Annotated in this window: 16 protein-coding genes; 11 read left to right on the plus strand and 5 right to left on the minus strand. The window is 72.5% G+C overall.

Features of this window, described 5'->3' with window-relative positions; genetic code table 11:
* Positions 1 to 63 precede the first annotated feature (63 nt).
* The 11 genes from ACIBAI_RS10215 (at position 64) to ACIBAI_RS10265 (ending at position 13,616) form a co-directional block, all read left to right on the plus strand.
* The gene (locus tag ACIBAI_RS10215; protein WP_399032739.1) at positions 64 to 996 is read left to right on the plus strand and encodes a carbohydrate ABC transporter permease; all 933 of its coding nucleotides are present in this window, start codon (positions 64 to 66) and stop codon (positions 994 to 996) included.
* Complete coding sequence (locus ACIBAI_RS10220; protein WP_399032741.1) at positions 993 to 1,889, plus strand: carbohydrate ABC transporter permease; 897 nt, start codon at positions 993 to 995, stop codon at positions 1,887 to 1,889. The genes ACIBAI_RS10215 and ACIBAI_RS10220 overlap by 4 nt, the downstream gene beginning before the upstream one ends.
* A 52-nt stretch (positions 1,890 to 1,941) precedes the next feature.
* The gene (locus ACIBAI_RS10225; RefSeq protein ID WP_399032742.1) at positions 1,942 to 3,102 is read left to right on the plus strand and encodes a Gfo/Idh/MocA family protein; all 1,161 of its coding nucleotides are present in this window, start codon (positions 1,942 to 1,944) and stop codon (positions 3,100 to 3,102) included.
* Complete coding sequence (locus tag ACIBAI_RS10230; RefSeq protein WP_399032744.1) at positions 3,099 to 3,944, plus strand: PmoA family protein; 846 nt, start codon at positions 3,099 to 3,101, stop codon at positions 3,942 to 3,944. Before ACIBAI_RS10225 ends, ACIBAI_RS10230 begins: the two co-directional genes overlap by 4 nt.
* Entirely contained in the window at positions 3,941 to 5,449 is a 1,509-nt protein-coding gene (locus ACIBAI_RS10235; protein WP_399032746.1) for a family 43 glycosylhydrolase, read from the plus strand. The genes ACIBAI_RS10230 and ACIBAI_RS10235 overlap by 4 nt, the downstream gene beginning before the upstream one ends.
* 28 nt (positions 5,450 to 5,477) lie before the next feature.
* A complete protein-coding gene (locus tag ACIBAI_RS10240; RefSeq protein WP_399032748.1) occupies positions 5,478 to 7,475 on the plus strand; it encodes a pectinesterase family protein in 1,998 nt (665 codons plus the stop codon).
* Positions 7,476 to 7,522: 47 nt separating this feature from the next.
* Positions 7,523 to 8,884, plus strand: a complete 1,362-nt coding sequence (locus ACIBAI_RS10245) for an ABC transporter substrate-binding protein (RefSeq protein ID WP_399032750.1) — start codon at positions 7,523 to 7,525, stop codon at positions 8,882 to 8,884.
* Positions 8,885 to 8,952: 68 nt separating this feature from the next.
* The gene (locus ACIBAI_RS10250; RefSeq protein ID WP_399032752.1) at positions 8,953 to 9,747 is read left to right on the plus strand and encodes a rhamnogalacturonan acetylesterase; all 795 of its coding nucleotides are present in this window, start codon (positions 8,953 to 8,955) and stop codon (positions 9,745 to 9,747) included.
* A gap of 33 nt (positions 9,748 to 9,780) precedes the next feature.
* A complete protein-coding gene (locus ACIBAI_RS10255; protein ID WP_399032753.1) occupies positions 9,781 to 11,100 on the plus strand; it encodes a polysaccharide lyase family 1 protein in 1,320 nt (439 codons plus the stop codon).
* A gap of 235 nt (positions 11,101 to 11,335) precedes the next feature.
* Positions 11,336 to 12,460, plus strand: coding sequence for a pectinesterase family protein (locus tag ACIBAI_RS10260; protein WP_399032755.1), 1,125 nt, complete (start codon positions 11,336 to 11,338; stop codon positions 12,458 to 12,460).
* A gap of 40 nt (positions 12,461 to 12,500) precedes the next feature.
* Positions 12,501 to 13,616: a dienelactone hydrolase family protein gene (locus tag ACIBAI_RS10265; RefSeq protein ID WP_399032901.1), complete on the plus strand. Its 1,116-nt coding sequence runs from the start codon at positions 12,501 to 12,503 to the stop codon at positions 13,614 to 13,616.
* 3 nt (positions 13,617 to 13,619) lie between these two features.
* On the opposite strand, the gene ACIBAI_RS10270 is transcribed toward ACIBAI_RS10265, so the two are convergent.
* The 5 genes from ACIBAI_RS10270 to ACIBAI_RS10290 form a co-directional block, all read right to left on the minus strand.
* On the minus strand, positions 13,620 to 15,836 hold the full coding sequence (locus ACIBAI_RS10270) for a family 43 glycosylhydrolase (protein WP_399032757.1): 2,217 nt from the start codon (positions 15,834 to 15,836) through the stop codon (positions 13,620 to 13,622).
* A 427-nt stretch (positions 15,837 to 16,263) separates the two neighbouring features.
* Complete coding sequence (locus ACIBAI_RS10275; protein ID WP_399032758.1) at positions 16,264 to 17,094, minus strand: pectate lyase; 831 nt, start codon at positions 17,092 to 17,094, stop codon at positions 16,264 to 16,266.
* Positions 17,095 to 17,180: 86 nt separating this feature from the next.
* Positions 17,181 to 18,041, minus strand: coding sequence for a hypothetical protein (locus tag ACIBAI_RS10280; RefSeq protein WP_399032760.1), 861 nt, complete (start codon positions 18,039 to 18,041; stop codon positions 17,181 to 17,183).
* Positions 18,038 to 18,604, minus strand: coding sequence for a SigE family RNA polymerase sigma factor (locus ACIBAI_RS10285; RefSeq protein WP_399032762.1), 567 nt, complete (start codon positions 18,602 to 18,604; stop codon positions 18,038 to 18,040). The genes ACIBAI_RS10280 and ACIBAI_RS10285 overlap by 4 nt, the downstream gene beginning before the upstream one ends.
* A 409-nt stretch (positions 18,605 to 19,013) precedes the next feature.
* Positions 19,014 to 20,471, minus strand: coding sequence for a peptidoglycan D,D-transpeptidase FtsI family protein (locus tag ACIBAI_RS10290; protein WP_399032763.1), 1,458 nt, complete (start codon positions 20,469 to 20,471; stop codon positions 19,014 to 19,016).
* Between the last annotated feature and the right edge of the window lie 88 nt (positions 20,472 to 20,559).

Consider the following 20,559-nt stretch of genomic DNA (forward strand, 5'->3'; position numbering starts at 1 on the left):
AGAGGCACCGGCCCGAGAAGCACGCGCACGAGACCGCACGACGTACGAGAACGGAGAACAGTCATGGCCCAAGCCGCAGCCGTGGCGAAACCGCCCGCGCCACCCCGGCGGCGCCGTGCCTCCGCCACGCCGCGCAGGCTGCCGTACCTGCTGATCGCCCCGGCGGCCCTGCTGATGCTGGGCTTCATCGCCTACCCGGTCATCAGCGTCTTCTACTACAGCCTGCAGGAGTACAACCCCACCAAGCCGTGGCGGAACGGCTACGCGGGCTTCGACAACTTCGTCCGCATCTTCACCGAGGACCCGCAGTTCTGGGACACCCTCGTCTTCAGCGCCAAGTGGGTCTTCGTCGAGGTCGGGCTGCAACTGCTGTTCGGACTCGCCCTGGCCCTCATCGTCAACCAGACCTTCGTGGGCCGGGCGCTGGGACGCGCCCTGGTGTTCTCCCCGTGGGCCGTCTCCGGCGTGCTGACCTCCGCGATCTGGGTGCTGCTCTACAACTCCCAGACCGGCATCACCCGCTACCTCGCGGACCTGGGCATCGGCGACTACGGCACCAGCTGGCTGTCGGACACCTCGACCGTGTTCCCCGCGGCGATCGTCGCCGACCTGTGGCGCGGCGTGCCCTTCTTCGCCATCCTCATCCTCGCCGACCTCCAGTCCGTCTCGAAGGACCTGTACGAGGCCGCCGAGGTCGACGGGGCGAGCCGGCTGAAGCAGTTCTGGCACATCACGCTGCCGCACCTGAAGGACGCGATCATCCTGTCCACGCTGCTGCGCGCGGTGTGGGAGTTCAACAACGTCGACCTGCTCTACACCCTGACCGGCGGCGGGCCCGCGGGCGAGACCACGACGCTGCCCCTGTACATCGCCAACACGTCCGTCGAGTCGCACGACTTCGGCTACGCGTCGGCCCTGACCACGGTCGCGTTCGTGATCCTGCTCTTCTGCTCGATCGTCTACCTGCGGCTGAGCAAGTTCGGAGGCGAGAAGTGAGCGTCAAGGAAGCCACCCAGGCCGCGCCCGCCCCCGTGCGCACCGCCCCCGAACCGCCCCGGCCGGCGAAGCGGAGCCCCGCCTGGGACGAGGTCCCCCGCTGGCAGATCTACCTGCCGCTGGGTGTCTACCTGGTCTTCACCCTCATCCCCTTCTACTGGATCCTGCTGTTCGCGCTGCGCCCGGCCGGCTCCACCTCGCTGGTGCCCTGGCCGGTCACCTTCGAGCACTTCGAGAAGGTGTGGACGGAGCGGCAGTTCGGGACCTACTTCCAGAACAGCGTGCTCGTCGGCGTCGCCACCCTGGTGATGACGACGATCGTCGCGCTGGCCGGCGGCTACGCCCTGGCCCGGTTCGACTTCCGGATCAAGCGGGGCTTCATGCTCGCCCTGCTGTGCTCCCAGTTCGTGCCGGGCGCGCTGCTGCTGGTCCCGCTGTTCGAGATCTTCGCCGAGCTGCGGATGATCAATTCCCTGGGCAGTGTCATCATCGCCGAGACGGTCTTCCAGCTGCCGCTGTCGATGATCCTGATCAGCAACTTCATCAAGAACGTGCCGTACTCGCTGGAGGAGGCCGCCTGGGTCGACGGCTGCGGCCGGTTCCGCGCCTTCCGGACGATCGTGCTGCCGCTGCTGCGGCCCGGTCTGATCGCCGTCGGCTCCTTCGCCTTCGTGCACTCCTGGAACCACTTCCTGTTCGCCCTGATGTTCCTCAACAACCAGGAGACGCAGACCATCCCGGTCGGCCTCAACACCCTGATGAGCGCGGACAGCGTCGACCTCGGCGCCCTCGCCGCGGGCGGCATCATCGCGGCCGTGCCGGTGGTGATCGTGTTCGCCTTCATCCAGAAGTGGCTGATCACCGGGTTCAGCGCGGGGGCGGTGAAGGGATGACACCGTGTCGGTTCCGCCACGCCTGCCACCCGGGCGGCGCGGGGAGGACGCCATGAACGAACCGCTGTCCGTCGTCCTCGCGGGCGCCCGCGGCCACGGCCGCTGGCACGTCGCCAACATCCGCCGGCTCCAGGACGAGGGCCTGGTGCGGCTGGCGGGCATCTGCGAGCTGACCCCGCTGACCGAGGAGGAGTTCGGCGGCCGCCTCCCCGAGCAGTCCGCCGACTTCGGCGCCCTCCTGGACTCCACCGGCGCGCAGGTCGCCGTGATCTGCACGCCGATCCCCACCCACACCGACCTGGCGCTGGCCGCCGCCCGCCGGGGCGTGCACATCCTGCTGGAGAAGCCGCCCGCCCCCTCCTACGCGGAGTTCCGCCGCATGGCCGACGGGGTGGCCGAGGCGGGGGTCGCCTGCCAGATCGGCTTCCAGTCGCTGGGCTCGCACGCCGTGCCGGCGATCCGGGAGCTGATCGGCCAGGGCGCGATCGGCGAACTCGTCGGGCTCGGCGGGGCCGGCGCCTGGGTGCGCGACGAGGCGTACTTCCGGCGCGCGCCCTGGGCGGGCCGGCGGCGGCTGAACGGCGCCGACGTGGTCGACGGCGTGCTGACCAACCCGCTCGCGCACGCCGTCGCCACCGCCCTCGCCCTCGGCGGCACCACCCGCGCCGAGGACGTCACCGGCATCGAGACCGAGCTGCTGCGCGCCAACGACATCGAGTCCGACGACACCTCCTGCGTGCGGATCACCACCGGGCGGGGCCACCGGGTCACCGTCGCCGCGACCCTGTGCGCCGAGCGGGCCGGCGAGCCGTACGTCCTGGTGCACGGCAGCCGCGGCCGGATCACCTTCTGGTACAAGCAGGACCGGGTGCTGCTCCAGCGCGCCGGCCACGGCCCGGAGGAGTACGAGTACGGCCGCACCGACCTGCTGGAGAACCTCGTCGCGCACCTCACCCGGGGAGCCGGCCTCCTCGTCGCCCCGGAGGAGACCGGCGCCTTCATGAAGGTCGTTGAGACGATCCGGCGGGCCCCCGACCCGGCCCCGCTGCCGCCCACCGCCTGGCGCCGGATCCCCGCCGAGAACCGCCGGGCCGTGCCCGGCGTCGACGGGCTCGTCGCGGCCGCCGCCGACACCCTGTCCCTCTACTCCGAGCTGGGCGCCCCCTGGGCGCCGGCCGCGGAGCACCTGCCGAAGGAGGTGAGCGCCCGATGACCGGCAGCGACTCCCCGGTCCTGCGGGTGGCGGGCCGCCCGGTCGGCCGCTACGTCACCCGGCCCGAGCTGCCCGACCGGCTCTCCCCGCGCCCGTATCTGCACCCCGTCACCACCCTGGCCGGCACGGCGGTCACCGAGCTCGGCCCCGCCGACCACCTGCACCACCTCGGCGTCGGTGTCGCCGTTCCCGACGTCGAGGGGCACAACTTCTGGGGCGGGCGCACCTTCGTCCGCGGCCGGGGCCCGACCGAGCTGGACAACCACGGCGCCCAGCGGCACGTCGCCTTCCAGCTGCGCGACCCGGACGGCTTCGTGGAGGAGCTGCGCTGGGTCGCGGCCGGAGCCGAGCTGCTGCGCGAGCGCCGCACGGTCGCGGCAGTCGAACTCACCGGCACCGCCTGGGCGCTGGACTTCACCTTCTCCCTCACCAACGTCACGCCGGAGCCGCTGTCGATCGGCAGCCCCGCCACCAACGGGCGCCCCGGCGCCGCCTACGGCGGTTTCTTCTGGCGGGCCCGCAAGGAGGACGCGGCGCCGGCGGTCTTCACCGCCGACGCCGAGGGCGAGGAGCGGGTCCACGGCCGCCGCGCCGACTGGCTCGCCCTGGCCGGCCGCACCTGGACGCTGGTCTTCGCCGGCGCCACCGAACGGACCCGCCGGGACCCGTGGTTCGTGCGCGCCGAGGAGTACCCGGGCGTGGGCTCCTCGCTGGCCTCCGAGGAGCGGCTGACGGTCGCGCCCGGCGACACGGTCGTCCGCCGCGTCGTCACCGTCGTCGCCGACGGCCGCCTGGACCGGGACGCGGCCGCGGCCCTGGTGCGCAAGGCGGTGAGCCCGTGACCGGCGCGACCTACACCAACCCGGTCCTCGACGCCGACTGGTCCGACCCGGACGTCGTCCGCGTCGGCGACGACTTCTACCTGACCGCCTCCAGCTTCGGCCGCGTCCCCGGCCTGCCGCTGCTGCACTCCCGGGACCTGGTCAACTGGACGCTGGTCGGCCACGCCCTCGAACGCCTGGAACCGGAGGACCGGTTCGCCGTGCCCCGCCACGACTGCGGGGTGTGGGCGCCGTCGCTCAGGTACCACGACAACCGCTTCTGGATCTTCTGGGGCGACCCGGACCAGGGCGTCTTCCAGGTCAACGCCCCCGGGATCAGGGGCCCGTGGACCCGCCCGCACCTGGTGAAGGAGGGCAAGGGCCTGATCGACCCGTGCCCCCTGTGGGACGAGGAGACCGGCGAGGCCTACCTCGTGCACGCCTGGGCCAGGTCCCGCTCGGGCATCAAGAACCGCCTCACCGGCCACCGGATGCACCCCGACGGCACCGCGCTGCTCGACGAGGGCAAGGTGATCGTCGACGCGGACCGCATCCCCGGCTGGTTCACCCTGGAGGGCCCGAAGCTCTACCGGCACGACGGCTGGTTCTGGATCCTCGCGCCCGCCGGGGGAGTGGAGACCGGCTGGCAGGGGGCCTTCCGCTCGCGCGGCTTCTTCGGGCCGTACGAGGAGAGGGTCGTCCTGGAGCAGAAGGACACCGGCGTCAACGGGCCGCACCAGGGCGGCTGGGTGCGCACGCCGTCCGGTGAGGACTGGTTCCTGCACTTCCAGCAGCGCGGCGCCTACGGCCGGGTCGTCCACCTCCAGCCGATGCGCTGGGGCGACGACGGCTGGCCGGTGATGGGGGACGACGGCGCCCCCGTCACCGTGCACCGGCGGCCCGGCCTGCCGCCGCAGCCGCCCGCCGCGCCCGCCACCGACGACGACTTCCCCGGCGGACGGTTCGGCCGCCAGTGGCAGTGGACGGCCAACCCCCGGGACGGCTGGGCCACGCAGCACTCCGGGGACGGGCTGAAGCTGACCTGCGTCCGCTCGCCGGACGCGCACGACCTGCGCCTGCTGCCGAACGTGCTCACCCAGCGGCTGCCCGGCAGCCCGTCCGCCGCCGAGGTGGAGCTGCGCCTGGACAGCGAGGAGCCGGGCGCGCGGGCCGGGCTGGCGGTGCTCGGGGACGCCTACAGCTGGATCGGGCTCCAGCGGGGCGCGGACGGGACGGTGCACCTGGTGCACCGGTTCGCGGAGGCGGTCGCGGACCGGGAACGGGACGCCGGTCATCCGCGGCTCGCGCCCGGGGGGCGGGCCCGGCTGCGCGTCGAGATCGGCCCCGGCGCGCGCTGCCGCTTCCTCGCCGACACGGGGGACGGGTTCCGCCCCTCCGGCCAGGTCTTCGCCGCCGCTCCCTGGCGCTGGGTCGGCGCCCTGCTCGGCCTGTTCGCCCTCGCGCCCGCCGGCCGGGGACACGCCGGCGCGGCGACCTTCACGCAGTTCCGAGTGACGCCTTCGTAATCCACCCGTACGCCTGTGGGGAGCCGCAATGACGCACTTCCGTGGCAAGCGCTTGCCGAGACCGGGGCACGGCAGACCCGGCACGGTCGTGGCCGCCGTGATCGGCCTCGTCGCCGCGCTGGGCCTGGGCGCGGTCGGCCAGGCGCGGGCCGCCCCCGCCGAGCGGCCCGCGCCGGACGCGTCCCGCTGGAGCGACCGGCCGCACGGCTTCGCCTCCCTCGCCGGCGGCACCACCGGCGGCGCGGGCGGCCGGGTCGTCACCGTCACCGACCAGGCCGCGCTGGCCGAGTACGCGGCGGCGCCCGAACCGTACGTCATCCGGGTGCGGGGCGCGATCACCGTCGAGCCGTTCGGCGCGGGCATCGAGGTCGCCTCGGACAAGACGATCGTCGGGGTCGGCACCAGCGGTGAACTGGTGCGGGGCGAGTTCCGCCTCGCCCCCGGCACGCACAACGTGATCATCCGCAACATGACGATCCGCGACTCGGCGGTCGAGGGCGACTGGGACTGCAAGGAGACCGACTTCGACGGCATCCAGATGGACACCGTCCACCACGTCTGGATCGACCACAACCGCTTCTCGCGCATCTGCGACGGGCAGCTCGACATCCGCAAGGACAGCGAGTACGTGACCGTCTCCTACAACCGGTTCGAGAACAACAACAAGACGTTCGGGCTGGGCTGGACGACGAACGTCAGGACGCAGATCACCGTCGACCACAACTGGTTCCGCAACACCAAGCAGCGCAACCCCTCGGTCGACAACGCCGCCTACGCGCACCTGTACAACAACTACCTGAGCGCGCAGGCGGACCCCGGCGACCCCGTGTGGACCTACGGGAACTGGTCGCGCGGCCGGACCCGGATGGTCATCGAGAACAGCTTCTACGACCGTGTGCAGCACCCCTACCAGGCCGACGCCACCGCCGAGCTGGTGCAGCGCGGTTCGGTCCTGCGCAACACCACCGGACGGCACGACGAGCGGGGCGAGGCCTTCGACCCGCGGGCGTTCTACGCCTACCGGCTGGACCCGGCGGCCGCCGTGCCGGCGCTGGTGAAGCGGTTCTCGGGCCCGCAGCGGCGCATCGGCGACTCGGTGACGCTGCGCGTCCCGGCCGACCACCCGACCGTGCAGGCCGCCGTGGACGCCGTGCCCGACGGCAACGACGTGCCGGTGACGATCGCGATCGCGCCGGGCACGTACCGCGAGAAGGTGGTCGTCCCCGCCGCCAAGCCGAAGATCGTGCTGCAGGGGACTGGACAGGACCGGTCCGACACCGTCATCGTCTACGACACGCCCGCCGCGTACGGCGGCTCCACCGGGAGCGCGACCGTGCGGATCGCCGCGGACGACGTCACCGCGCGCCGCCTGACCTTCAGCAACGACTTCGACGAGGCCGCGCACGACCTCGACGGCGAGCAGGCGCTGGCGATGAAGACGACCGGCGACCGGATCGTCTTCGAGGACACCGCCTTCCTGGGCAACCAGGACACCCTGATGACCGACAGCCCGAAGCTGACCACCGTCAGCAGGGTCTACATCCGCGACTCGTACATCGAGGGCGACGTCGACTTCATCTACGGACGGGCGACGACGGTGATCGAGCACTCGGTCATCCGCGCGCTCAGCCGGGGTTCGGCCACGAACAACGGCTACGTCACCGCCGCCTCGACCTGGACGGGTAACCCGTACGGGTTCCTGATCACCGGGTCGAGGATCGTCAGCGACGCCCCCGCCGGGACCTTCCACCTCGGGCGGCCCTGGCACCCGGGCGGCGAACCCGACGCGGTCGCCCAGGTGCTGATCCGGGACACCGAGCTGCCGGCCGCGATCAAGTCCTCGCCGTGGACCGACATGAGCGGCTTCTCGTGGCGGGACGCGCGGTTCGCCGAGTACCGCAACCACGGACCGGGCGCGGCCGTCACCGCGGACCGGCCGCAACTGGGCGAGGACGCGGCACGGGCGTACACCGTCGCCGCCTACCTCGAGGGCACGGACGACTGGGCGCCCCACACCCGCCCCTGATCCCCCCACCTCACACCTTTGCTGGATTTGGAAGAGAGAGCCGACCAATGAAGATCAGCATTCGCACCAGCAGCACAGGAAGGCGCCGGATGCCGGCCGCCGTCGCCCTGGGGGCCGTGCTCGCGCTGACCGTCACCGCCTGCGGCGACGACGGCAGCGGGGCGGGCGGCGACGAGGGCGCCGAGGGCAGCGGCAAGGGCGAGATCGTCTTCTGGGACAACAACGGCGGTGTGCGCACCGACATCTGGAAGGAGATCATCGCCGACTTCGAGAAGGCCAACCCGGACATCGACGTCGAGTACGTCGGGATCGCCGCCACCGAGTACCAGTCCAAGGTCGACACCGCCATCCAGGGCGGCGGCCTGCCGGACGTCGGCGGCGTCGGCGCGGCGATGCTCGCCGGGTTCGCCGCGCAGAACGCGCTGGAGCCGCTGGACGACCGGCTCGCCAAGTCGCCGCTGAGCGGCGAGCTCAACAAGGACATGGTGGAGTCGATGAAGGCCGCCGGCGGCGGCGACGGCACGCTGTACTCGGTCCCGACCTCCGCCAACAACGGCGTGCTGTACTACCGCACCGACCTGTTCGACAAGGCGGGCCTGGAGGCGCCGGCGAGCTGGGACGCGTTCTTCGAGGCCGCCGAGAAGCTCACCGACAAGGGCAGGAACCAGTTCGGGTACACCATCCGCGGCGGCGCGGGCTCGATCGCCCAGGCGTTCGACGCCATGTACGGGCAGTCCGGCATCACGTCCTTCTGGGACGAGAGCGGCGAGAAGACCACCGTCAACGACCCGAAGAACGTCGAGGCGCTGGAGAAGTACGCCGGGCTGTACAAGAAGTACACGCCGGCCGCCGACCTCAACAACGACTTCACCAAGATGGTCGCCCAGTGGGACTCCGGCACGATCGGGATGCTCAACCACAACCTGGGCTCCTACCAGGACCACGTGAAGGCGCTGGGGCCGGAGAAGTTCCGGGGCATCCCGCAGCCGACCGGCCCCTCCGGGAAGCGCGTGCAGGTGTCCAACCCCGTGGACGGCCTGGGGCTGTTCAAGAGCTCCAAGAACAAGGAGGCCGCCTGGAAGTTCATCGAGTTCGCCCTCTCGCACGAGGAGAACTCGAAGTTCAACAAGTCGGCGGGGCAGGTGCCGGCCAACACCCGGGCCGCGCAGGACGCGTGGGTCTCCGAGGCGGAGCCGACGAAGCTGGCCGCCGAGGCCCTGTCGGACGGGTCCACGACGATCGTGCAGCTGCCGTACTACCTGCCGGACTGGAACACCATCTCCAAGGCCGACAACGAGCCGAACTTCCAGAAGGTGCTGCTCGGGAAGCTGAGCGCGAAGGAGTTCCTGGACACGCTGGCCGAGCAGCTGAACGAGGCCCAGGCCGAGTGGAAGCAGCAGAACGGCTGACGGACGTCGAGACAGCCCCGCGCCCTCTCGGGGCGCGGGGGTTCCCTCAGCGGAAAGGTGAACAACCCGTGTCGCTCAGCCGCAGGCAGGTCACCTCGGCGGCACTCGCCGCCGTTCCCCTGACCCTGGCCGCCACCGGTGCCGCGCAGGCCGCCCCCGGCCGGCGGACCCTCCACATCGCCGGTGACTCCACCGCCGCGCAGAAGTACGCCGACGCCGCCCCCGAGACCGGGTGGGGCATGGCCCTGCCCTTCTTCCTGCACCGCGACCGTCCGGTCGCCAACCACGCGGTCAACGGGCGCAGTTCCAAGAGCTTCGTCGACGAGGGGCGGCTGGACGCCGTCCTGTCGGTGATCCGGCCCGGTGACTTCCTGCTGATCCAGTTCGCGCACAACGACGAGAAGGCGAACGATCCGGCCCGGTACACCGAGCCCTGGACGACGTACCAGCAGTACCTGCGGCAGTACGTCGACGGCGCCCGGGCCCGCGGGGCCCGCCCCGTGCTGGCCACCCCCGTCGAGCGCCGCAGGTTCGACGCGGACGGCACCGCGCTGCCCAGCCACGGCGAGTACCCGGCGGCCATGCGGGCGCTCGCCGAGGAGGAGCGGGTGGCCCTGCTCGACGTCCAGGCGCTGTCGCTCGCGCTCTGGCAGGAGCTGGGGCCGGAGGAGACCAAGGCGTACTTCAACTGGACCGCCGCCGAACAGGACAACACGCACTTCAACCCGCCGGGCGCGATCGCCGTGGCGCGACTGGTCGCGCGGGAGCTGCTGCGCACCCGGGTGCTCGCCCCGCGCGACGTGCGCCGGCTGGACGAGGAGATCCCCGAGTCCTGGATCACCTGGCCGGAGGCCGGCGCGTAACCCACCCCGTCCCACAGAGGAGAGAGCCGCACGATGAACACACAGAAGCGGCATGGGCATGCCATAAGAAGAGGTGCCGTGCTGGCCGGCTGCACGGCGCTCGTGCTGTCGCTGGCCGGTCCCGCCGCGCAGGCCGGGCACCGCGACCCGGCCCGCCAGACCCTGGGCGCGAACGACGGCTGGGCCGCCCACGGCACCGGCACCACGGGCGGTGCCGCGGCCGACGCCGAGCACGTGTACACCGTCACCACCTGGGCCCAGTTCAAGGCCGCGCTCGCCGCGGGCGGCGACGCCCCGAAGATCATCAAGGTGAAGGGCACCATCGACGCGGTCGCCGAGGGCTGCGAGGCCTTCGCCGCGCCCGGGTACGACTTCGCCGCCTACCTGGACAAGTACGCGCCCGAGAAGTGGGGCCTGGAGCAGGACCTCTCCGCCGAGCCCGCCGACAGCCCCGAAGGGCTGCGCCGCGCCTCCGCCGCCAACCAGGACAAGGCCATCAAGGCCACCGTCCCGTCCAACACCACCATCATCGGGGTGGGCCGCAACGCCGGGTTCAAGGGCGCCAGCCTGCAGATCAGGGGCGTGGACAACGTCATCGTCCGCAACCTGACCCTGGAGAGCCCCGTCGACTGCTTCCCGCAGTGGGATCCCACCGACGGCTCGAAGGGCAACTGGAACTCCGAGTACGACACCGCCGTCGTCCACGGCTCCACCCACGTGTGGCTGGACCACAACACCTTCACCGACGGCAGCCACCCCGACAGCGCGGCGCCCGCCTACTTCGGCATGCTCTACCAGCAGCACGACGGCCAGCTGGACGTCGTGCGGGGCTCCGACTACGTCACCGCCTCCTGGAACGTCTTCACCGAGCACGACAAGACGATCCTGATCGGCAACAGCGACAGCGAGTCCACCGCCGCGGGCGACCGGGGGCGCCTGAAGGTCACCCTCCACCACAACCTGTTCGCCAGGCTGGTCGAGCGCACGCCCCGGGTCCGCTTCGGGCAGGTCGACGCGTACAACAACCACGTCGTGGCCGACGGGACCTACTCCTACAGCTTCGGCATCGGCAAGGAGTCCCAGCTCGTCGCCGAGCACAACGCCTTCACGCTGCCGGCCGGGATCAGCCCGGCGAAGGTGCTGAAGAAGTGGAACGAGGCGCCGGTCACCGCCGCCCACAACGTCGTCAACGGCCGGCCCGTCGACCTGATCGCCGTGCACAACGCGGAGATCCCCGGCGAGACCCTCCAGTCGGGCGCGGGCTGGACGCCGGTCCTGCGCGCCCAGGTCCACCCGGCCAGGGCGGTCCCCGCGATCGTCGACCGGGGCGCGGGCGCCGGCCGCCTGCGCTGACCCCTCCCGCCGGCGCGGGCGGGGCCACCGCGCCCCGCCGGCGCAGCCTCCAAGGGACGGCGGGGCCGCACCCGTCCCGCGCCCCCGCACCCGGCGGACCCGGACCGCCCGGCCCGCCCCCGCACCCGGACGGGCCGGGACCGCCGCGCCCCGTCCGCACCTGCTCCGACGGACGGGCCGGGGCCACCGCGCCCCGGCCCGCGCCCTCCGACCCGCACCGCGAAGGAACAGCCCCATGCCCTCGCATCCCCCTCTCCCCCTGTCCCGACGCAACCTGCTCCTGGCCGGCGCCGGCGCGGCCGTGGCGCTCGGCGCGGCGTCCGGCCCCGCACGGGCCGGCGGCGGGCGGCGCCCGTTCGGCCGGTACGGCTCACCGGCCGCCCGCCGCGACCCGAAGACCCTGTACGTCGACCCGCACGGCCGCGGCGACTTCACCACCGTCGGGGCCGCCGTCGCCGCGGCCGCCGGCAGCGGCTGGACCCTGGTCGTCGCACCGGGCACCTACCGGGAGACGGTCACCGTCGACGCCACCCGCACGGACACCACCTGGATCGGCGCCTCGGAGGACCCCCGCGATGTCGTGATCGTCCACGACAACGCGGCCGGCACCCCCAAGCCCGGCGGCGGCACGTACGGCACGTCCGGCTCCGCCACCGTCACGACGCAGGCCGACGGCTTCACCGCCCGCTGGATCACCTTCGCCAACGACTGGCTGCGCGCCGACCACCCCGGCATCACCGGCACCCAGGCCGTCGCCCTCAAGACGCAGGGCGACCGGAGCGCCTTCACCCACTGCCGGTTCCTCGGCCACCAGGACACGCTGTACGCCGACTCGCCGGACCTCGGCGTCTTCGCCCGCCAGTTCTTCGCGCACTGCTACGTCGAGGGCGACGTCGACTTCGTCTTCGGCCGGGCCACCGCCGTCTTCGAGCACTGCCACTTCCGCACCCTGGACCGCACCGACCTGGCGTCCGCCCCGTACGGCTTCGTCTTCGCCCCGTCCACGGCCGGCGCCAACCCGCGCGGCTACCTGGTGATCCGCAGCCGGGTCAGCAGCGAGGCCCCCGACGGCTTCTACAAGCTGGCCCGCCCCTGGGTGCCCAGCTCCGACCCGACCGCCCGCCCGATGCTCACCGTCCGGGAGACCCGGCTCGGCCCCGGCATCGACGCGGCCGCGCCCTACACGAACATGCGGGACGCGTACCCCTGGCAGTCCATGCGGTTCCGGGAGTACCGCAACACCGGCCCGGGCGCCGCGATCACCGTCCCGGAGAACCGGCCCCAGCTCACCGAGGAGGAGGCCGCGGCGCACACCAGGCAGGCGTACCTCGGCGACTGGAGGCCCCGTGTCCAGGGCTGACGCGCCGGGACGGCGGACCTTCGTGACGGGAGCGGCGGCGATGGCCCTCCTCGGGACGGGGGCGCGGCCCGCCGGTGCCGCCGAGGCCGCCGGGCTGATCAGCGGCAACCTGCCGGACTTCCACCAGGCCCTGAAGGACGAGCTGACCTTCCCGCTCGCCTGGGGCACCTCGCCCGTCCGCGACTTCCGGGCGTGGCGGCGGGCCGCCCGGGCCACCGTCGAGGAGCACCTCCTCGTCGGCCGGCAGGACGGGACGCCGTACGCGCCCGAGTACACCGAGGGACCCGAGGGCGACGGCTACCGGCGGGAGCTGGTCACCGTCTCCCTCACCCGCTACGAACGCGTCCGCGGGGTCCTGCTCACCCCGCACGGCCCCGGACCCTTCCCCGCGGTCCTGCTGCTGCACGACCACGGCGCGAAGTTCGACATCGGGAAGGAGAAGCTCGTCCGGCCCTGGTACGACGACACGCGCCTGGCCTCCGCGCAGGCCTGGGCGGACCGGCACTTCGACGGCCGGTTCGTCGGCGACGAGCTGGCCCGGCGCGGCCATGTGGTGCTGTGCCTGGACGCCCTCGGCTGGAGCGACCGCGGGCCGCTCGTCTACGACCAGCAGCAGGCCCTGGCCTCCAACCTCTACCACCTCGGCTCCTCGCCCGCCGGGCTCATGGCCCGCGAGGACGCCCGCGCCGCGGGCTTCCTGGCGGGCCTGGACCGGGTGGACGCCCGCCGGGTCGCGGCCGTCGGGTTCTCCATGGGCGCCTACCGCGCCTGGCAGGCCGCCGCGCTCAGCGACGACGTCGCCGCCGCCGCGAGCGTGTGCTGGATGACCGGCCTGAAGGAGATGATGGTGCCCGGCAACAACACGCTGCGCGGGCAGTCGGCGTACCACATGCTCCACCCCGGCCTCGCCCGGCACCTGGACATCCCCGACGTGGCGAGCATCGCGGCCCCGAAGCCGATGCTGTTCTTCCACGGCGGGCAGGACACGCTGTTCCCCGCCGACGGCGTGCGCGTCGCGTACGACAAGATGCGGGCCGTGTGGCGCTCGCGCCGCGCCGAGGAGCGGCTGCGGCTGAAGGCGTGGCCGGACCTCGGCCACGCCTTCACCGGCCGTATGCAGGACGAGGTCTTCGCCTGGCTCGACGAGGTCCTGTGAGCCCTACCGCCGCACCGGGCGGATCGACTCCAGCGTCGGCACCACCGGCTCGATCGTGCCGTCGGCCGCGAACTCCAGGCGGTCGACGGTGGTCTCCCGGTGCGTGCCGTCGCCGCCGGGCCGGCCGGGGCCGTTCAGGGCGAACCGGTGGTAGACGACGTACCAGTCGTCGGTGCCGGGGACGTTCACCACGGAGTGGTGGCCGGTGCCGAGGATGCCGTACTCGGGGCGCTTGGACAGGATCGTGCCCCGCTCGGTCCACGGGCCCAGCGGGGACGGTCCCGTCGCGTACGCCACGTGGTAGTTCTCGCTGCGGGTGTCGTCCTCGGACCACATGAAGTAGTACGTGCCGTTCCGCTTGATCACGAAGGAGCCCTCGCGGAAGTCCCCGGGGGTGATGTCCCGCACCGCCGCCGCGTCGAACGACACCATGTCGTCGTTCAGCGGGACCACGTAGGCGTGCCCGTTGCCCCAGTACAGGTACGCCTGCCCGTCGTCGTCGGTGAAGACCGCCGGGTCGATCGTCTGGCCGGCGAAGGACCCGCCCTTGGCGACCAGGGGCTTGCCGAGCGCGTCCCGGAAGGGCCCGGCGGGGGAGTCGGCCACCGCCACGCCGATCTGCTGCTCGGCGCAGAAGTACAGGTAGTACCGGCCGTCGCGCTCGGCGATCGCCGGGGCCCAGGCGTACCGGTCGGCCCAGCTCACGTCCGGCCCCAGGTCGAGGACGACGCCGTGGTCCTCCCAGTGCACCAGGTCCTTGGACGAGTACGCGGTGAACCGCGTCCCGCTCCAGCCCCGGAAGCCGTCCGTCGTCGGGTAGATCCAGTACCGGCCGTCGAAACGGTGCACGTCGGGGTCGGCGGTGAGGCCGGGCAGGACGGGGCTGCGGGTGCGCACCGCCTCCACCGTCCAGGTGCGCCGCGTGCCGTCCGCGGCCGTCACGGTGTAGGTCCGCGGCGTGCGGAAGTCGCGGCGGGTCCCGGAGCGGGGACTGATCGTGGCGCCCTCGCCGGCCCACAGCTTCGGGGCGAGGCCGCCCAGGTCCGCGTCCGGCCGCATCGGCAGCACGACCTTCGACGCGGACTCCGTGACGATCGCGTACCCCTTCTGGCCCTTCGCGGTCACGTCCACCACGGACGCCGGCGTGGCGGGGTAGGCGGCCAGCAGCCGGTCGTACTCCTGCTGCGTCACCGGGAGCACCGTGCCGTGCCGGGGGCTCGCCGGGAGCTGGTGGTCCGCGGACGGGGTCCACCGGCCCGAGTCGAGGTCGGTGGTCTCGAACGGGACGTACCCGCGGCCGCCGTACTCGTCGATGAACAGGTACCACTTCTCCTCGGTGTTGGACTTGAACACCGTCGGGCCCTCGCCGCGGTCCAGGGTGCCGCTGCCGATGCAGTCGGCGACGAAGTCGTACGCCGTGGAGGTCAGGGACGTGGACTTCTCCGCGGTGATGAACTTCGAGCAGGGGCCGGCGGAGCCGGGGTCCCGCTCGTCCTTGGTGTAGCGGTGGTAGGTGCCCCGGTGCTCGACCACCGTCGAGTCGATCACCGAGTAGCCGGGGTCGTGCCAGACCCTGGGCTCGCTGAAGGTGCGGAAGTCCTTCGTGGTCGCGTACAGCATCCTGTTGTACGTCGACCCGGTGTGGCCGGGATCGTCGTCGGCGTACAGCTTCGACGCCCAGAAGACGACGTACGAGCCCAGGCTCTCGTCCCAGTAGGCCTCCGGCGCCCAGGCGTTGCCCGCGTTGTCCGGGGCCACCTCCACCAGGCGCTGGTCGGTCCAGTGGACCAGGTCGGCGGACTCCCAGACCATGATCGACCTGCTGCCGTGGCGCTGGACCTCGTCCCAGCTGCCGCTGCTGTTGCGGTACATCCTCAGGTCGGTGGCGATCAGGTAGAACCGGTCGCCCTCGGGGGAGCGGATCACGAACGGGTCGCGCAGGCCCTTCTCGCCGACGGCGGAGGTCAGCACCGGCCGGCCGGCGTTCAGCTCGCGCCAGTGCAGCGGGTCGTTGCCGCGGCTGAGGGCGTAGCGGATCTGCTCGCCGTCGGCGGTGCCCTCGCCGGTGAAGTAGGCGAAGAGGTAGCCGGCGTACTGCGGGTGTCTCACGGGGGGTGCTCCGGGGTGGGCGGTGCCGGGCGGTGCGGCGAGCAGGCCCAGCAGGAGGGCGGGCAGGGCGAGGAGCGGAAGCAGGAGCGTGCGGGCGGTGCGGGAGCGCATGACACTTCCTGTCGGAGTATGGGGGTTTCTGTTCGATGCAGGCCTTCGGAGTGTCATCGGCGGGGGACAGGGCGTCAACAGGTGGCGCCGGGGACGGCCGGACGAAAGTTTTCGGCGGCTTTCGTCCGCCGCGGCGACCCGCGCGGCCCCCACGCTCCCGGTCACCGGTCCGGCCACGCCGGCGCGATCGCGGCCCGGCCCGCACGGACGAACGCCCCCGCCGGTCACCGACCGGCGGGGGCGTGGTGGCCGCCGGGCCGAGGGGGCTCGGCCCGGCGACCGGGATGCCGGCCGGGTGGGGGCCCGACCGGCGGTGGCCGGTCCGAGGGGGGCTCGGACCGGCGCGCCGACCTGAAGGGGGGTTTCTCAGGCCGGACGACCAGTGGTGGCGCTCATTCGGCCACGCGTGGCCGGCTGGCGGCCGGCGTCACTCGTAGCTGATGTCGGAGCTGGAGAACTTGCAGGTCTTGCCGTCCGCGCCGGTTCCGAGCTCGGTGGGCTCCTTGCCGGTGTTGTTGCCCTGGTAGCGGACGCACGTCTTGATCTTCTTCTTGCTGTCGCCGTGGATGCGGATCTTCGACAGCGTGGCGGTGTCGCCGTAGTTGGCGTTGACGCCGACGATCGACTTCATCGGCGCGGTCACGTCGATGTCGCTGAGCACGATCGTGCGCTTGTACTGCGTGGAGCAGTTGCCGCAGGAGCGGACCAGCTTGCCGGCGTTCTCCACCTGGAAGCCGGTCACGGTCAGCGTGCCGGCGCCGTTGAACTGCAGCACCTTGTCGTCGGCGTTCTTCGCGCCGCCGCCGATCACCTTGTACGTCGCCGAGGACGACTTGCCCTTGAAGCTCGCGGCGTCCTCGCCGACGTCCAGCCACCACACGTTCTGCAGCGTGCAGCTGCCCTTGCAGTGGACGCCGTCCGCGGCCGGGGTGCCGATGATGACGTTCTTCAGCACGGCGCCGTCGGCCAGCTCGAAGATCGGGTCCTGGCCCTCGTCCTGGCTGTCGCCGCCCAGGGCCCCGGAGCCGTAGAACTTCTGCAGCTTGCCGTCGTAGGTGCCGGACACCGGGATCGTCGACTTGACGGCCTTGCTGCCGTTGGCGGTCGGCCAGGCCGTCGCGGCGCCGGCGGTGGAGAGCATCGTCGTGGTGACGATGGCCGCACCCGTGATGCCGAAAGCAGCGGCCCCGGCGATCACCGCCCGTCGTCCGGTGACCCGGCGGCGATGGCGGACCCGCTGTTCAGCTCGTGCAGTCATGCCCATTCCTTGCGTGGTGAGCGGATACTTGCGTCTCCTGGTCGCCGCCCGCGAGGAAAGGGTTGCCGCGTCCGCGGAAAAATCCTCTACGAGTCCTCGTCGTCCGCGCCGTCGCCGTCCCGGGGCGCGAAGTCGCCGCCCACAAAGAGCTGCCCGGACCCCGCGACGGCCGTCGCGGTGTACCTGTCGTCCTTCGCGTCCCGGCCGCCGCGCTCGTGGTCGTACTGCCCCGCGAACACCCACTCGCCCGCCGGGACCGTACGGCCCTCCTTGAGCACCCAGGTGTAGACGAGGAAGCCGTCCTCCTCGGCGACCGTGAGCGTGAAGTCGTCCTCGGGCAGCGACCGCCAGGCGCCCGTCGAGGACACCCCGCCGGTCTGCGCCACCTTCAACTCGACGGTGAGCGAGGTCAGTCGCTCGCTCGTCTTCAGCGTGACGTTGCTCTGCGCCCAGAACTCGTTGCTGTGCGGGTCCACCGAGCCGTCCGACCACAGCGGGCCGTCCGTCACGCCGGCGGCGGCCGGCGGCGCGGTGGCGGCGGGCGCGGCGGGCGTCTCGGACCGGGAGGGGGCCGTGCTGCTCGCGCCGGACTCCGGCGTGGTGGACGGCACCGGGTCCGCCGGCGGCACGGGGGCGCGGCTCGTCGCGTCCGGCGACGGCGTGGGCGTCGGGGAGACGGCCACCTGCCGCTGCGGGGGAGCCTCGTCCTTCACCGCCGAGGCGACCGCGTAGCCGCCGACCGCGAACACGCCCGCCACCGCGGCCGTCGCGCTCACCACCCGCACCCAGCCGAACACCGGCGGACGCGTCGCCCGGTGGTCCGGGCGGGCCCGACCCGCCATGCCCCGCTCCACCCGGGCCAGGATGCGCGCCCGGTCCGGCTCGTGCGCCGCTGCCGCCTCGTGCAGCCGGGCGCGCAGCTCCTCGTGCACGTCCCGCTGCATCATCGGTTCCTTCCCCGGGTCTCACCGGTACGAGCCATGACGGCATGCACCTTCTGCGTAGCTTTCTGCGTGCCGAGCAGCCGCTGCAGTTCGGCCATTCCCTTCGACGTCTGACTCTTCACGGTACCCACCGAGATGCCCAGGGCGAGCGCGGTGTCCTTCTCCGACAGGTCGAACGCGTGCCGCAGCACCACGCAGGCCCGCTTGCGGAACGGCAGCCTGCGCAGCGCCTCCCGGACGTCGACCACGCCCGCCACGTCCGGGTTCTCGGTCTTCTCCTCGCGCTGCGACCAGAACAGGGTGATCCGCCGGCGCTCGCGCACCGCGCTGCGGATACGGGTCCGGGCCAGGTTGGCGACGACTCCGCGCGCGTACGCCGCCGGATGGTCGGCCGCGCGGACCCGGTCCCAGCGGTGCCAGAGCGCCAGCAGCGCGTCCGCCGCCAGGTCGTCGGCGGTGTCCGGCTCACCCGTCAGCAGGTGGGCGAGCCGGGACAGTTCGGCGTAGTGGCGCTCGAAGAAGGCATGGAACTCCACGGAGGCGGCGTCGTCGACGACTGTGCCCACGGGCGACCTCTCCTTGCAACGACAGGTGCGGCAACCGGCGGACGGGCACCTGTGCGTGTCACGTGAATGACAGGGGGATGTTCCGGGGGGACCCCGGCGAGATGCGGAAGCGTAGCAGTGATCAACCGCTTGGTTCGCACAGGGCTTCGAACAACGGAGGGCCGCCCGGCCCCGGTTCCGTGACACGGACGGAACCCGGAACGGGTTCGGCGGGGGAGGGATCCGGCCGTTCTGCGCGCGCCGGTTTCCCGCCCCGGCGACCGGCGGCCCGTCCGCCCGCGCCCCGTTCCCGGCGTACCGCGCGATCGACCCGGTCGAGCGGCTGCCCGGCGCGGGCCGACGGGAAGGGCCGCCCCCGGGGGGGTTGGGGGCGGCCCGTGGAGTAGGACGGCTTTGCGGCCGTGGAGGTTCAGTCCTCCAGCGCGGCTTTCATCGCGGCCCTGGCCACCGGCGCCGCCAGGCCGTTGCCGCTGACCTCCGAGCGGGCCGCGTCGGACTGCTCGACGACGACCGCCACGGCGACCGCCTCGCCCGTCTCGTCGGACTCGGCGTACGAGGTGAACCAGGCGTACGGCGTCTTGCTGTTGTTCTCGCCGTGCTGGGCCGTGCCCGTCTTGCCGCCCACGGTCGCGCCCGCGATCCGCGCGTTGGTGCCCGTGCCGTCCTCGACGACCGTCCGCATGGCCGACCGGAGCTGCTCGGCGGTTCCGGCGCCGACGATCTGCTTCGCGTCCGCCTCGTCGTCGTAGTCCCGCAGCACGTCGCCGTCGCCGTCGGTGATCCGGGACACCATGTGCGGCGAGACCAGCCTGCCGCCGTTGGCGATCGCCGCCGACACCATGGCCATCTGGAGCGGGGTGGCGGTGACGTCGAACTGGCCGATGCCGGTCAGGGCCGTCTCCGACGGGTACATGTCCGACGGGTACACGCTCGGGTAGGCCCGCACCGGCACGTCCTGCTCGTCGTCGTTGAAGCCGAACTTCTCGGCCATCGCCCGCACCTTGTCCTCGCCGAGGGCGACGGCCGTCTTCGCGAAGACGTTGTTGCAGGAGTACTGCAGCGCGACCCGGATCGTGGCGTTCTCGCAGGGGGCGTCGGGGTTCTCGTTGGTCAGCACCCGGGTGGTGCCCGGCAGCGTGTACGGGTCGGGGCTGTCGGTGGGCTCGTCCACCGACGAGTACAGCCCGTCCTCCAGCGCGGCGGCGGCCACCACCAGCTTGAACGTCGAGCCCGGCGGCAACGGCTGGCGCAGCGCGCGGTTGGTCAGCGGCTTGTCGTCGTCGGCGTTGAGCTTCTTCCAGGCCGCTCCGGCGGTATCGGCGTCGGCCAGCGACGCCGGGTCGTACGACGGCGTGGACACCACCGCGAGGACGCGGCCGGTGCCCGGGTCGAGGGCGACCACCGCGCCCTTCTTGTCGCCGAGCGCCTCGTACGCCGCCTTCTGCACGTCCGGGTCGATCGTCGTGACCACGTCGCCCGGGTCCGCCCGCTCGCCGGTGACCGTGTCCAGCACGGTCCTCAGCCGGGGGTCCGTGCCGTTGAGCAGTTCCTCGTAGATGCCCTCCAGCTGGGTCGGCGCGTACGCCTGCGAGGCGTACCCCGTCACCGCCGCGTACAGCGGGCCGTCCCGGTACGTGCGCCTGTACGCGAGGTCGCCGCTCTCCGTCCGCGCCGAGCCGGTGACCGGCTCACCGGCCACGACGATGTTCCCGAGCGGTTCCGCGTACCTCTCGATCACATTGCGCCGGTTGTTCTCGTCGTCCGCGAGCGCCCGGGCCTCGTAGAACTGCACCCAGGTCGCCCTGACCAGCAGGGCGAGCACCAGGAGCAGCGCGAAGGCCGATGCGTGCCTGATCGTCTTGTTCATCCCGTCCGGGAGACGAACGGGCGGGAGCGCTTCGTTCCCTTCCGGCGGATTTCTCATCGGGCGTTCATGGACGAGCCCGCCCGTGCGG

It is taken from the genome of Streptomyces sp. NPDC051041, assembly GCF_044456065.1.
In the GTDB taxonomy this organism is placed as follows: Bacteria; Actinomycetota; Actinomycetes; order Streptomycetales; family Streptomycetaceae; genus Streptomyces; species Streptomyces glaucus.